Source organism: Streptomyces sp. NPDC051684 (assembly GCF_044453445.1).
Lineage (GTDB): Bacteria > Actinomycetota > Actinomycetes > Streptomycetales > Streptomycetaceae > Streptomyces.
Genome location: NZ_JBITCS010000020.1, coordinates 60,495 through 74,137, shown reverse-complemented (window position 1 = coordinate 74,137; position 13,643 = coordinate 60,495). Strand labels below are relative to the sequence as shown.

General features: G+C 71.1%; 13 protein-coding genes and 1 riboswitch. Of the genes, 10 read left to right on the top strand and 3 right to left on the bottom strand.

Going from position 1 to position 13,643, the window contains the following annotated elements:
- Positions 1–68 precede the first annotated feature (68 nt).
- Positions 69–983: an RNA polymerase sigma-70 factor gene (locus ACIA8D_RS24080; protein ID WP_399235297.1), complete on the bottom strand. Its 915-nt coding sequence runs from the start codon at positions 981–983 to the stop codon at positions 69–71.
- A 133-nt stretch (positions 984–1,116) separates the two neighbouring features.
- Positions 1,117–1,249, top strand: a riboswitch (FMN riboswitch).
- A 160-nt stretch (positions 1,250–1,409) separates the two neighbouring features.
- On the opposite strand from ACIA8D_RS24080, the gene ACIA8D_RS24075 reads away from it, so the two are divergent.
- The 9 genes from ACIA8D_RS24075 to ACIA8D_RS24035 all read left to right on the top strand — a co-directional run bounded on the left by ACIA8D_RS24075 (position 1,410) and on the right by ACIA8D_RS24035 (position 8,869).
- Complete coding sequence (locus tag ACIA8D_RS24075) at positions 1,410–2,012, top strand: riboflavin synthase (RefSeq protein WP_399235296.1); 603 nt, start codon at positions 1,410–1,412, stop codon at positions 2,010–2,012.
- On the top strand, positions 2,009–2,659 hold the full coding sequence (locus ACIA8D_RS24070; protein ID WP_399235294.1) for a nicotinamide riboside transporter PnuC: 651 nt from the start codon (positions 2,009–2,011) through the stop codon (positions 2,657–2,659). Before ACIA8D_RS24075 ends, ACIA8D_RS24070 begins: the two co-directional genes overlap by 4 nt.
- Complete coding sequence (locus ACIA8D_RS24065; protein WP_399235292.1) at positions 2,656–3,936, top strand: bifunctional 3,4-dihydroxy-2-butanone-4-phosphate synthase/GTP cyclohydrolase II; 1,281 nt, start codon at positions 2,656–2,658, stop codon at positions 3,934–3,936. Before ACIA8D_RS24070 ends, ACIA8D_RS24065 begins: the two co-directional genes overlap by 4 nt.
- Positions 3,937–3,975: 39 nt before the next feature.
- Positions 3,976–4,461 (top strand): 6,7-dimethyl-8-ribityllumazine synthase, encoded by a 486-nt coding sequence (gene ribH, locus ACIA8D_RS24060; RefSeq protein ID WP_399235288.1) that lies wholly within the window; start codon positions 3,976–3,978, stop codon positions 4,459–4,461.
- 34 nt (positions 4,462–4,495) lie between these two features.
- Positions 4,496–4,768 carry a phosphoribosyl-ATP diphosphatase gene (locus ACIA8D_RS24055; RefSeq protein WP_399235285.1) on the top strand — a complete coding sequence of 91 codons (273 nt, stop codon included), beginning with the start codon at positions 4,496–4,498 and terminating at the stop codon, positions 4,766–4,768.
- A gap of 55 nt (positions 4,769–4,823) precedes the next feature.
- Positions 4,824–5,681, top strand: a complete 858-nt coding sequence (hisG, locus tag ACIA8D_RS24050; protein ID WP_399235284.1) for an ATP phosphoribosyltransferase — start codon at positions 4,824–4,826, stop codon at positions 5,679–5,681.
- A gap of 11 nt (positions 5,682–5,692) precedes the next feature.
- Entirely contained in the window at positions 5,693–6,130 is a 438-nt protein-coding gene (locus ACIA8D_RS24045) for a PH domain-containing protein (RefSeq protein ID WP_399235282.1), read from the top strand.
- 322 nt (positions 6,131–6,452) lie between these two features.
- The gene (locus ACIA8D_RS24040) at positions 6,453–7,790 is read left to right on the top strand and encodes a hemolysin family protein (protein ID WP_399235280.1); all 1,338 of its coding nucleotides are present in this window, start codon (positions 6,453–6,455) and stop codon (positions 7,788–7,790) included.
- Entirely contained in the window at positions 7,787–8,869 is a 1,083-nt protein-coding gene (locus tag ACIA8D_RS24035; protein WP_399235278.1) for a hemolysin family protein, read from the top strand. Before ACIA8D_RS24040 ends, ACIA8D_RS24035 begins: the two co-directional genes overlap by 4 nt.
- A gap of 217 nt (positions 8,870–9,086) precedes the next feature.
- On the opposite strand, the gene ACIA8D_RS24030 is transcribed toward ACIA8D_RS24035, so the two are convergent.
- Positions 9,087–10,949, bottom strand: a complete 1,863-nt coding sequence (locus ACIA8D_RS24030; protein WP_399235276.1) for an AAA family ATPase — start codon at positions 10,947–10,949, stop codon at positions 9,087–9,089.
- A gap of 406 nt (positions 10,950–11,355) precedes the next feature.
- On the bottom strand, positions 11,356–11,997 hold the full coding sequence (locus tag ACIA8D_RS24025; RefSeq protein ID WP_399235274.1) for a uridine kinase: 642 nt from the start codon (positions 11,995–11,997) through the stop codon (positions 11,356–11,358).
- Between the two features lie 203 nt (positions 11,998–12,200).
- On the opposite strand from ACIA8D_RS24025, the gene ACIA8D_RS24020 reads away from it, so the two are divergent.
- Positions 12,201–13,595 carry a peptidase C39 family protein gene (locus ACIA8D_RS24020; RefSeq protein ID WP_399235272.1) on the top strand — a complete coding sequence of 465 codons (1,395 nt, stop codon included), beginning with the start codon at positions 12,201–12,203 and terminating at the stop codon, positions 13,593–13,595.
- The last annotated feature ends 48 nt before the right edge of the window (positions 13,596–13,643 follow it).

The window sequence follows — 13,643 nt, the reverse complement described above, 5'->3', positions numbered from 1 at the left end:
CCGGACGTCCCCCTGCGGAACGCCCGTCGCCAGCTGAGAACCGGCCGGGTCGCGCGTTTGTGACAGCCCTACGCGGCCGATCCGAGCTGACGCGTCACGAACCCCAGCTTGTCCGGGTTCAGGATCGTCCGCCCGACCGAGACGCGCCCGCCCCGCACCTCGAAGCAGACCACCGCGAACAGTTCGCCGTCCGGCTGCCGCGCGACGATCCCCGGCTCCCCGTTGATCTCCGCGACGAACAGCTCCACGCCCACCAGATATCGCTCGGCGATGCCCTCCAGGAAGCGCAGCACCTTCTCGCGGCCCGAGACGGCCTTGCGGGCCGCGGTGACCTTGCCGCCGCCGTCGCCCCACCACTGCACATCCGTGGCCAGCATCGCCTCCAGCGCCGCCAGATCGCCCTCCCGGGCCGCCCCGACGAACGCCTCGACCAGCTCGCGCCGCACCCGCTCCGACGGCTCGAAGCGCGCCCGCTCCTCCTCCAGGCGCGCCACGGAACGCCGGTACAGCTGACGGCAGTTCGCCTCGCCGAGATCGAGCACCCCGGCGATCTCCCGGTATCCGTACGCGAAGGCCTCCCGCAGCACGTACACCGCCCGCTCCGTCGGCGTGAGCCGCTCCAGGAGCACCAGCAGCGCGCAGGACACCGAGTCGAGCTGCTCGGCCGACTCCAGCGGTCCGAGGGTGCCGTCCGAGGTGAGGACGGGCTCGGGCAGCCAGGGGCCCGCGTACTGCTCCCGCTGGACGCGGGCGGAGGAGAGACGGTTCAGACAGAGATTCGTGACGACCTTGGCGAGCCAGGCGCCCACGTGCTCGACGGCGCCCGGTTCGGTCGCGCCGAACCGCAGGTACGCGTCCTGCACCGTGTCCTTGGCCTCCTCGGCCGAGCCGAGCATCCGGTAGGCGAGCCCGAACATCCGGCCCCGATGGTTCTCGAACTCGGCGGCACGGGCCGCGCGTTCGGTGTGTTGCGTGCTGGTCACGCCCTCAGACTGCCAGAACGGCGGCGTATTCCCGTGGGCGGGCGAAAACCAGGGGCGCGCCCTGTGAGTCAGCCCACAGCGTTCGCATGCGTGCACGTCGGGGAGACGTGGCAGACTGGCTCTGTACCAGAAGCAGCGCACTCCGGGGTCGGTGAAAGTCCGAACCGGCGGTTACAGTCCGCGACCCGGTCACGCACCTTGTGACCGGTTGACCAGGTGAAATTCCTGGACCGACGGTTAAAGTCCGGATGGGAGGCAGTGCGCGGCGGGCGGGCACTCCCAGTGCGCGTCGCCGGCTGTTTCGTCGGTTCCCCCAGGGGACCGGTGTCGACCGCGGCGTCGCTCCAGGTGCCGTAGCCCGTACGTTCTGTCGTCGTCGTACGACAGTGCCCCGGAGTCCAGGCCCGTAGAGGGAGGACCCGGGAAGTGTTCACCGGAATTGTCGAAGAGCTGGGCGAGATCACCGCCGTCGAGACGCTCGATGACGCCTGTCGCTTCCGCGTCCGCGGCCCCGTCGTCACCGACGGCGCCAAACACGGCGACTCCATCGCGGTCAACGGCGTGTGCCTGACCGTCGTCGAGCACGAGAACGACGAGTTCACCGCCGACGTCATGGCCGAGACCCTCAAGCGCTCCAGCCTCGGCGCGCTCGCCACGGGCTCCCGCGTCAACCTCGAACGGCCGATGGTCGCCGACGGCCGCTTCGGCGGGCACGTCGTGCAGGGCCACGTCGACGGCACCGGCACGATCATCGACCGCACCCCCTCCGAGCACTGGGAGATCGTCAAGATCTCGCTGCCGGCCGAGCTGTCGAAGTATGTCGTCGAGAAGGGCTCGATCACCGTCGACGGCGTGAGCCTGACCGTCGTCGAGGCTGCCGAGGACTACTTCACCATCAGCCTCATCCCCACCACGCTCGCCCTGACCACGCTCGGCGTGAAGCAGGCGGGCGACCCGGTCAACCTCGAGGTCGACATCATCGCGAAGTACGTGGAGCGGATGCTCGGCGCCCAGGGCGGTGCCCGGTGAACTGGCTCAACACCGAGGCCTTCACGATCTTCGGCCAGCACATCCTCTGGTCCGACATGATCGGCAACACCATCGGCCTCATCGCCCTCGCGCTCGGCTGGCGCCGCTCCATCTGGACCTGGCCCGCCCAGCTGATATCCGGCGCGATCCTGCTCACCGCCTTCGCCACCGCCCACCTCTCGGGCAGCGCCGGCAAGCAGCTCGTCGTCATCCTCGTCGCCCTCTACGGCTGGTGGCAGTGGAACCGCGGCAAGGGCCAGGCGCAGGACGGCTCCATCGCCGTCCGCTTCGCCACCTGGCGCGAGCGCGGCTACCTGCTCGGCGCCGCGGCCGTCGGCACGCTCGCCGTGGGCGGCCTGTTCACCGCCTTCCCGACGCTGTCCTGGGACCCGTGGCCGGATGCGTACATCTTCGTCGGCACCGTCGTCGCCATGTACGCGCAGGCCCGCGGCATGGTCGAGTTCTGGTTCGCCTGGCTGCTCGTCGACCTCGTCGGCGTCCCCCTGAACTTCGCCAACGGCTTCGCCTTCTCCGGCTTCGTCTACGTCATCTACGGCGCGCTCGTCCTGTGGGGCATGCGCGACTGGTGGCTGCGCTCCCGCGCCGCCGCTACCCCCGCCCCGGCCCTGGAAGGAGCCCGCGCATGAGTACGGCACCGAACCTGTACGAGGTCGAGGACCTGAGCCTCGACCCGGTCGAGATGGCGATCCGCGACATCGCCGCCGGACGCCCCGTCGTGGTCGTCGACGACGAGGACCGCGAGAACGAGGGCGACCTCGTCGTCGCCGCCGAGAAGATCACGCCCGAGATCGTCGCCTTCATGATGAGCGAGTGCCGCGGCCTGATCTGCGCCCCCATGGAGGGCGCCGAGCTCGACCGGCTCGACCTGCCGCAGATGGTCGGCAACAACACCGAGTCGATGCAGACCGCGTTCACCGTCTCCGTCGACGCCTCCGGCGCGCACGGCGTGACCACCGGTATCTCGGCCGCCGACCGCGCCAAGACCCTGCGCATGCTCGCCTCCGGCACCTCGATGGCCGGCGACTTCGTCCGCCCCGGCCACATCTTCCCGCTGCGCGCCAAGGAGGGCGGCGTCCTGGTCCGCGACGGCCACACCGAGGCCGCCGTCGACCTCGCCCGGCTCGCGGGCCTGCGCCCGGCCGGCGCCATCGTCGAGATCGCGGGCGAGGACGGCGTGATGCTGCGCCTGCCCGAGCTGGTCCCGTTCGCCCGCAGGCACGGCCTGACGATCATCTCCATCAAGGACCTGATCGACTACCGCCGCACCTCCGAGCCCACGGTCAAGCGCGAGGCGACCGTCCAGCTCCCCACCGCCTTCGGCGAGTTCACGGCCTACGGCTACCGCTCCACGGTCGACGGCGTCGAGCACGTCGCCCTCGTGCACGGCGAGGTCGGCGACGGCGAGGAGGTCCTCGCCCGGATCCACTCCGAGTGCCTGACCGGCGACGTCTTCCACTCGCTGCGCTGCGACTGCGGCCCCCAGCTGGAGGAATCCATGCGCCGCATCGTCGAGGAGGGCCGCGGTGTCGTCGTCTACCTGCGCGGACACGAGGGCCGCGGCATCGGACTGCTCTCCAAGCTGCGCGCCTACGAGCTCCAGGAGCAGGGCCGCGACACCCTCGACGCCAACCTGGAGCTCGGCCTGCCCGCCGACGCCCGGGACTACGCCGCCGGCGCCCAGATCCTCGGCGACCTCGGCGTGCGCAGCCTGCGCCTGATGACCAACAACCCCGACAAGACCGAGGCCCTCACCCGGCACGGTCTCAAGGTCACCGAGCGGGAACCGATGCCCGTCACGGTGGGCGAGCACAACCTGCGCTACCTGCGCACCAAGCGGGACCGCATGGGCCACGACCTGCCGTGGCTGGACGCCCCGCGGACGTCCGCCTGCAACAACCAGTAAGCCAACAGTTTTCAGTTACACACGTACGAGGAGAAGCGCGTGAGCGGCAAGGGTGCACCCGAACTGAGCGTGAAGAACTGCGGCGACCTGCGCGTGGCCGTCATCGCGGCCCAGTGGCACGAGCAGGTCATGGACGGACTCGTCAACGGCGCCCTGCGCGCCCTGAACGAGCTGGGCATCAGCGAGCCCACCGTCCTGCGTGTCCCCGGCAGCTTCGAGCTGCCGGTCGTCGCCAAGGTTCTCGCGGGCCGCGGTTACGACGCGATCGTCGCGCTCGGCGTCGTCATCCGCGGCGGCACCCCGCACTTCGAATACGTCTGCCAGGGCGTGACGAACGGCCTCACGCAGGTCACCGTCGACACCGGAGTCCCCGTCGGCTTCGGCGTCCTGACCTGCGACACCGAGGAGCAGGCGCTCGACAGGGCCGGTATCGAGGGCTCCAGCGAGGACAAGGGCCACGAGGCGGTCACCGCGGCCGTCGCGACCGCGACCACGCTGCGCACGATCGCGGAGCCCTGGCGCTGACGGCCGGCCCGGGACGCGTAAAGTAGACGCCACCATGTCCAATAAGACGTTTGAGGAGCTCTTCACCGAGCTCCAGCACAAGGCAGCCACCGGCGACCCCGCCACTTCCCGCACCGCTGAACTGGTCGGCAAGGGCGTCCATGCCATCGGCAAGAAGGTCGTCGAGGAGGCCGCCGAAGTCTGGATGGCCGCCGAGTACGAGAGCGACGACGCCGCCGCCGAGGAGATCTCGCAGCTCCTCTACCACGTCCAGGTGATGATGGTCGCCCGCGGCATCTCTCTCGACGACGTGTACGTGCACCTCTAGGCCCGCGCGCCCCTCCCCATCCGCAACTCCCCCTTACGCAAAGGAATCCGACCTCATGCTGCGCATCGCCGTCCCCAACAAGGGTTCACTCTCAGGGCCTGCGTCGGACATGCTGCATGAGGCCGGATACCGGCAGCGCAAGGAGTCCAAGGAACTCGTCACGGTCGACCCGGACAACGAGGTCGAGTTCTTCTACCTGCGCCCCAAGGACATCGCGATCTACGTGTCCTCGGGCAAGCTCGACATCGGCATCACCGGCGAGGACCTGCTGATCGACTCCGGCGCCGAGGCCGAGACGATCCTGCCGCTCGGCTTCGCCCGCTCGACCTTCCGCTTCGCCTCGCGCCCGGGAGCCGTCAAGGACCTCGCGGACCTGGCGGGCCGGACGATCGCCACGTCCTACGAGGGCATCGTCGCCAAGTACCTCGCCGAGCGCGGCGTGGAGGCCAACGTCGTGCACCTCGACGGCGCCGTCGAGACCGCCATCGAACTCGGTGTCGCCGACGCGATCGCCGACGTCGTCGAGACGGGCACCTCGCTGCGCAACGCCGGCCTCGAGGTCTTCGGCGAGCCGATCATGCGGTCCGAGGCCTGCGTGATCCGCCACAAGGGCGCGTCCGAGGACGAGTCGGCCGACCCGAAGGTGCAGCAGTTCCTGCGCCGCCTCCAGGGCGTCCTCGTCGCCCGGACGTACGTGATGATGGACTACGACTGCCGCGCCGAACACCTGGAGAAGGCGGTCGCCCTCACCCCCGGCCTGGAGTCCCCGACCGTCTCGCCGCTGCACAACGAGGGCTGGGTCGCGGTGCGCGCCATGGTCCCGGCCAAGGGCGCGCAGCGGATCATGGACGACCTGTACGCCCTCGGCGCGCGGGCCATCCTCACCACGGCCATCCACGCCTGCCGCCTCTGAGGACGCAACCCATGCCCGACCACCCCAGCCTGCCCGTCACCTTCCGGCCGGGCCGCACCCGCGCCGTCCTGCACGCGCTCGGCGCCGCCTCCTTCGTGGTGATCACGGTCGTCGCGCTGCTGCTCGGCGGCCTGAGCCCGGGCGAGAAGGCCAGCTTCGTCTTCACCGGGGCCGTGTTCTGGGCCGTGCTGTGGCTGCTCGCCCGGCCCAAGGTCGTCGCCGATGCCGAGGGCGTCACGGTGGTCAACGTGGCGCGCAGCCGCCGCCTGACCTGGGCGGAGATCGTCCAGGTCAACCTGCGCCCCGGTGACCCCTGGGTCTTCCTCGACCTCACCGACGGCACGAGCATGGCGGCGATGGGCATCCAGCCCGGCATGGCCAAACAGTCCGCCATCCGCGACGCGAAGGCCCTCCGCGCGCTGACGGAATCGGCGCACGCAGCCCAATAGAACCCCTGCGGCGGGTGACCGATTCAAGCCCCTGCGGCGATTGAGCAGCGGGGTCCGGGGCGGAGCCCCGAGACGCCGACCACGGCACCGCCGACTCGACCGGGCGCAGCCCCTAACGCACACGCCACCCGCTTGATTAATCTGGTCCCGGGGCGCGCCCACCGCGCCGCCCCGCCCCTGCCCCGCCGCCCCGGCGGAGCCAAGGGCTCCTGCTAACCGAGGAGTGACTCCCTCCAGCGATGGACGGATCGTCCGGTAGTACCTGCGCCGCCCCCTCCCGACATGGCGCGCCCCGCGCGCTGACGTCCCCGGAGGCGGCGGCATGACCATCCCGTTGCTGCTCCTTGCGGCCGCCTTCCTCCTGATCCTCGCCAACGGCTTCTTCGTGGCGGCCGAATTCGGCCTCGTCACCGTGGAGCGCCCCGACGCCGAAGAGGCCGCGGCCGCGGGCGACAAGCGCGCCCGCACCGTCGTCAACAGCCTCAAGCAGCTGTCCTTCCAGCTCTCCGGCACTCAGCTCGGCATCACCATCACCTCCCTGGTCGTCGGCATGCTCGCCGAACCGGCCCTGGCCCAGCTCCTGAACGCGCCCTTCACGGCCGTCGGACTCCCCGAGGGCGCCGTCAGCGGCATCTCCGTCGTCGTCGGCATGCTGCTCGCGTCCGCCGTGCAGATGGTGATCGGTGAACTCGTGCCGAAGAACTGGGCGGTGTCGAAGCCGCTCCAGGTGGCCCGCTTCGTGGCCGGCCCGCAGCACGCCTTCTCCCGCCTGTTCCGTCCGGTGATCGCGCTGCTCAACGCCGTCGCGAACCGTCTCGTACGGGCGCTCGGCGTCGAGCCGGCCGACGAACTCGCCTCCGCCCGCACGCCGGGCGAACTGGTCTCCCTGGCCAGGCACTCCGCACAGGCGGGCGCCCTGGAACAGGACACGGCCGACCTGTTCGTCCGCACCCTCTCCCTCGCCGAACTGACCGCGCAGCACGTCATGACGCCGCGCGTGAAGGTCAGCTCGCTGCAGGCGTCCGCGACCGCCGAGGACGTGGTCAACCTGACCCGCGCCACGGGCCTGTCCCGCTTCCCGGTCTACCGGGAGCGGATCGACGAGATCATCGGCATGGTCCACCTGAAGGACGCCCTCGCGATGCCCGCGCACGAACGGCTGCGCACGCCGGTCAGCCGCATCGCGCAACCCCCGCTCCTGGTCCCCGAGACCCTCCCCGTCCAGCCACTCCTGGCGCGCCTGCGCAGCGAGCAGCCCATCGCCGTCGTCGTCGACGAGTACGGCGGCACGGCCGGGGTCGTCACCCTGGAGGACATCGTGGAGGAGCTCGTCGGCGAGGTCCGCGACGAGCACGACGGACTCGACCTGCCGGAACTGGCGGTCGCCCCGCCCGAGGACGGCCGCCCCGCCTGGGACGCCGACGGCGGCTGCCGCGTCGACATCCTGCGCCGCATCGGCCTCGACGCCCCCGAGGGCCCGTACGAGACCGTGGCAGGGCTCGTCGCCGACCTCCTGGGCCGCATCCCGGCCCCCGGCGACAGAGCCGAACTCCCGGGCTGGCGCCTGTCGGTGCGGGCCGTGGACCACTACCGGGCGGAACGCGTCCGCATCGTCAAGGCCGCTGACGCCCCGCAGCCCGCCCTGGAGGCGGCCCGATGAGCGCACTTCAACTCGTCTTCGCGGCCCTGCTGGTGCTCGCGAACGGCTTCTTCGTCGGCGCCGAGTTCGCCCTCGTCTCGGTCCGCCGCAGCCAGATCGAACCGATCCCCGGCAAGCGGGCCAAGCAGGTCCTGTACGGCCTGGAACACCTGCCGCAGATGATGGCGGCGGCCCAGTTCGGCATCACCGTCTGCTCGCTGACCCTGGGCGCGGTGGCCGAGCCGACGGTGGCCCACCTCCTGGAGCCCGTCTTCGAGGCGGCCCACGTCCCGCACGGCATGATCCACCCGCTCGGGTACGTGATCGCGCTCGCGGCCGTGGTCTTCTTCCACCTCGTCATCGGAGAGATGGTCCCGAAGAACCTGGCGATGGCGGCGCCGGAGAAGACGGCGCTGTGGTTCAGCCCCGGCCTCGTCGCCTTCGCCCGCCTCTGCAAGCCGGTCACCGTCGCCCTCGGCGCCTGCGCCCGGCTGATCCTCAAGCTCTTCCGGGTCGAGCCGAAGGACGAGGTGGAGGCGGTCTTCACGAGCGAGCAGCTCAACCGCCTGGTCGAGGACTCGGGCCAGGCGGGACTCCTCGCCCCCGAGGAGCAGGAGCGCCTGGAGGACGCCCTGGAACTGGGCTCCCGCCCGGTGACGGACGTGCTGATCGACCGCGCCGCGCTGGTGACGGTGGGCCCCGCGGTCACCCCGGCCGAGATCATCGACCTCACGGGCCGCACGGGCTACTCCCGCTTCCCGCTCTGCGCCGACGACGGCGCCTTCATGGGCTATCTGCACGTCAAGGACGTCCTCGACCTGATCGACGGCCCCGACACGGACCGCGCGGTCCCGCAGCAGCTCTGGCGCCCGATGGCGACGCTCCGCTCGGAACTCCCCCTGGACGACGCCCTCACGGTGATGCGCCGCGCGGCCACCCACCTCGCCCAGGTCGCGGACGCCTCCGGCCGCGTACTCGGCCTGGTCGCCCTGGAGGACGTCCTGGAACTCCTGGTCGGCGAGGTCACCGACCCGGCCCATCGCGAGCCGGACTCCCCCCGGGTCCCCTTGGCCCGCAACCGCGAGGGGGCACTGGCGTAGGCACCCCGGCGCACCATTCAAGCCCCGGCGCCGGTTGAGCCGCTGGGCCATATCAAGCCCGGTGCCGGTTGAGCGGCTGGGCCAAATCAAGCCCGGTGCCGGTTGAGCGGCTGGGCCAAATCAAGCCCCGCCGGCGATTGAGGCGCGGGGTCCGGGGCAGAGCCCCGAGACGTCAACCCCGGCCCAGCGGCAACAGGGGGCCGTCCGCCACATAACGTCACCCGGCGGACGGCCCCCGCCCCGACAACACCTCACCGTAGGCCTGCATAAGATCGGGCAACCGAAGCGTGGCCAGATCGTCCCGCGTGGGCTCAACCACATACCCGGTCAACCGAAGGTCCCGGTACGCACACGACTTCTCGTACAGCGTCCGCAAAAACCTCCCGTTCCCGAGCTCGTCGATCCACCCCTGGTCGACGACGTGCCCCGCGATGGACCGCAGCTCGTCCAACGCCTCCTCGTCCCACACGTCCCCGTTCTCCCCAGCCAGCACCTCACCGATGGACGTGAGTTCAAGCGGCCGGTACGACGGGAAGTCGACCCGCGTCGTGAACCGCGACGAAAGCCCCGGGTTGGCCGCGAGCAACCGGTCCATCCCCTCCGGATACCCGGCGAGGATCACCACGAGGTGGTCCCGGTTGTCCTCCGCGCGCTTCAGCAGCACCTGAAGCGCCTCGTCCCCGTACGCGTCGCCCTTCCCGTAACCGGAGTTGGACAGCGCGTACGCCTCGTCGACGAACAACACACCGCCGAGCGCGGAGTCGATCAGCTCGTTCGCCTTGACCGCGGTCTGCCCCAGATACTCGCCGACCAGGTCCGCGCGCTGCGCCTCCACGAGGTGGTCCCCGCCGAGCAGCCCGAGCGCGTAGAACACCCGCCCGAGGATCCGCGCCACGGTCGTCTTGCCCGTGCCCGAGGGCCCGGAGAACACGAAGTGCCGCTTGGGCGGCTGGACCGGAAGCCCCTGCCCGGACCGCAGGCGCGCCATGTTCAACTGGGCGGAGAGCGCCTTCACTTGACGCTTCACGGGCTCCAGGCCCACCATCCGCTCCAGCTCGGTGAGCGCCTCCTCCAGGAGCACCGGATCCGTGCTGCTGGCCGGCGGCGGCGCGGGCACCGGCACCACGGCCTTCTCCCGCACCATGTCGGCGTCGTCGGCGGCCGCGCCACCGGGAGGCGGCAGGTCGGGGTCGGTCACCTTGAGGTTGCGGCCGTCGCTCTCGTACAGCGGATCGCCCGCGTCGCCGTCGAACCCGTCCTGGTACCCCGTCATGGGCAGCGGCGTGAGGTCGGTCCCGTCGCCGAAGTCCCCGTACCCGTCCCCCTCGGCGATCGCCGCGAGCCGCGCGGAGGTGTCCATGAAGGCGGGATCGACCCGGTGCACCGCCCGGTACAGGGGGAGCGCGGCCGCCGAGCGCCCCGTGCCCTCGTGCGCCCTCGCCAGCCAGTAGCGCAGCTCCTTGCGCTGCGGCTGCTCGCTGCGGCACCGCATCAGGGCCGACGAGAGCAGCGGCTCCGCCTGCCCGTACATCTCGAGGCGCACCCGGGCCATGCCGCCGAACAGGCCGGCCTCGATGCCGAGCATCGGGTCGTCGGTCAACGGGTCGGTGTGCCGGACCAGTTGCTCCCAGTCCTTCACGAGGTACGAGCGGCAGGCGTGCAGGAACCGCACCTGCGGGTCCGCGTCGAACGGCGGCAGAGTCGCCAACGCCCGGTCCAGGTCCGGGACATGGCGCCCGTCCAGCCAGTGCGAGGCGTGCGCGAGCAGCAGGTCGCGCGGATGTTCAAGCACCGGCTGCACCCACCAGCCCAGCCAGTACCAGGAGTTGAGCGTGCGCCGATGGCGGACGCGCTGCTCCCCGAACCGGTCGCGGTGCCGGAACATGCGCAGCAGCGCCGTCGTCGTGTCGACGCGCAGGGCGTGCAGCCCGAGCCAGCCGTCGGCCATCCCCGGGTCCATCCGTACCGCCGTGCGGAATTCGTCCTCCGCCTGCGGATAGGCGCCCATGGTGTAGGCGTCGACGCCTCGCAGCCAGGCGAGGTCGGCCGGGCCGGCCTGTGCACCGGTGCCGAAGTCCATCACGTCCCCCACAAACCGTGCCCCCGATGAACCGCTCTGTCATGGACGGGAGTTGTCACGATGCGGACAGCGAGCCGTCCGTAGACCGCACCGAGGGCATCGTACCTGCGGGGGCGAGCTCGGCCGTAGGGCGCGACGGGGTCGGATCGGGGCGCGAGCGGGGGATTTGGTGCAGGTGGGCGCGGTGCCGAATGGTGACCCAGGGTGAGCGTTCTGCGCCTCGGCGCGCTCGGCGAGGGGTGTTGTGGGCAGAACGAAGCCCCCGATCACGGGGGAACAACCGGGGGCTTCGCGTCTGTAGGCGGCCCCGAAAGGCCGCACATTGAGAACGTAAGTCCTGTACGGCCCCCCGGTCAAGCAGAGTTGGGGCTCTCGTGGAAAGTGGCGGAAGGCTGTTTCCAGAGGTTCACCGGACCGCTGGCGGCTCATCACTGTGCGTGACGGACGCCTTCAAGGGTGGGATCCCACCAGGCCCTTCGCGCACCTCGTATCCCTCTGGACACTCGCGCACCAAAGGATGTGCGAAGGGGAGGGACGGGTTCTCCTGGAAGTGCTTCCGTTCCGCTGGGATCCAGCCGTCCCAGAACTCCCGCTGTTCCTCCCCGTCCCGCGCGCGCCCCCGCGCCCAGGCGGCCTCGGGGGACATGTCGAGCCACAGCAACATCGCGAGTTCCGGCCGAAGTTCGCCGCGGCCCGCCCCCACGCCCTCGATCAGGACGACATCCGCCGCCGGCAGCTCGCGCGCGGCGGTGTAGCGGCGGGCGTGCCAGTCGTACGTCTCGTAGCGCGCGGCCTCGCCGCGGGAGAGCGGGTCGAGGACCTGGGTCCGCAGGCGCTCGGTCCAGGCGAAGAGCGCGTCGTGGTTCGCGAGGTCGTCGAGGTGCAGGACGGGCGCCCCGCCGAGCGCCCGGGCCAGCCGGGCCGCGAAGGTCGACTTCCCGGAACCCGCGTGCCCGTCGATGCCGACGAGCCGCACGGGGCCGCAGGAGGGCGACAGTCGGCGGATCCGGTCGGCGCAGTCGGCGAGGGGCACATGGTGGTAGCTCACGGCCGCAAGGGTACGACGCCGCCCGGATCGGTTTCGCGCGCGCCGCCGCAGGTCATGCCAGTGGTGAAGACCAATATTTGTGCGGGTGGCGGTTGCGAAACGCTGGTGGAAATCCCGCCCCGGCGGCCATAGTTGGCGCACTCTGTCACGTCAGTCTCCGTCTCCGCCACGTCCGCCAGCACCGACGACCGAGGGATCAGCCGATGACCCGACCCGAACCCCCGTCCCCGCTCTCCCGGAGAACCGTTCTCGCGGCGGCCGCGGGCGCCGCGCTCGCCACGACGGCCGCGACGGGCGCCGCGCGCGCCGCCGCTCCCGCGCGGCAGACCCCGCGGACCGCACGGAAAGGCGCCGTGAACCGCCTCGTGGACAACCGCACCTGGACGTCGTCCGCCGACTGGCGCTCCGGCACCGCGCACGGCACGCGCGTCGTGGGCGGCGCGCGCCCCGGCGTGACGATCGGCGCGCCCGCCGGTACGACGACGTACAAGGATCCGCACCTGAACAGGACGGCCGAGTGGGAGTACGCCGAGTGGCTCTCCCCGGTGCACGCGCTCTCGGTCCCGGCCACCGAGGTCATCGCGTCCTGGAACGCGCGCACCCCGAAGGGCACCTGGATCCAGATCGAGCTCCAGGGCACCTACACGGACGGCGCGGCGACCCCCTGGTACGTCATGGGCCGCTGGACCGCGGGCGACGACAAGGACGCCGACATCCGCCGCACGTCCGTGGACGACCAGTCGGACGGCAAGTCGAGCATCTGGACGGACACGTTCTCCATCGACGACGCGGCCTCGGGCCTGCGCCTGGTCTCGTACCGGCTGCGCCTGCGGCTGCTGCGCGCGCCGGGCTCGAAGGCGGCGCCCACGGTGTGGCGCCTGGGCGCCATGGGCTCGGACGTCCCGGACCGCTTCACGGTCCCCGCGTCCACGCCGGGCCTCGCCAAGGAGCTGAAGGTCCCGCGCTACTCGCAGAACATCCACGTCGGCCAGTACCCCGAGTACGACAACGGGGGAGAGGCCTGGTGCAGCCCCACCTCCTCGCAGATGATCATCGAGTACTGGGGCCGGAAGCCGACACCGGAGCAGCTCGCCTGGGTGGACCCGTCCTACGCCGACCCGCAGGTCTGCCACGCGGCGCGTCATACGTATGACTACCAGTACGAGGGCTGCGGGAACTGGCCGTTCAACGCGGCGTACGCGGCGACGTACAAGGACCTCCAGGGCGTCGTCACGCGGCTGTCCTCCCTCGCCGACCTGGAGGCGCTGATCGCGGCCGGCATCCCGGCCATAACGTCCCAGTCGTTCCTCAAGGAGGAGCTGACCGGCGCGGGGTACGGCACGTCGGGACACCTGATGACGGTCATCGGCTTCACCGCCGACGGCGACGTGATCGCCAACGACCCGGCCTCACCCAGCGACCCGGCGGTCCGCCGCGTCTACAAGAGGCGCGAGTGGGAGAACATCTGGCTCCGGACCAAGCGCTACAACGCCACCGGCAAGGTCGTCTCCGGCACCGGCGGCGTCTGCTACCTGTACTTCCCGGCCAACCCGACCGAGAAGCAGCGCAAGGCGCTGGCGGCCGTCGGCGTGCGCTGACGCGCGCCGACCGCCCTCAGTGGTCTCCTCACGGACGGACTCCGCCGT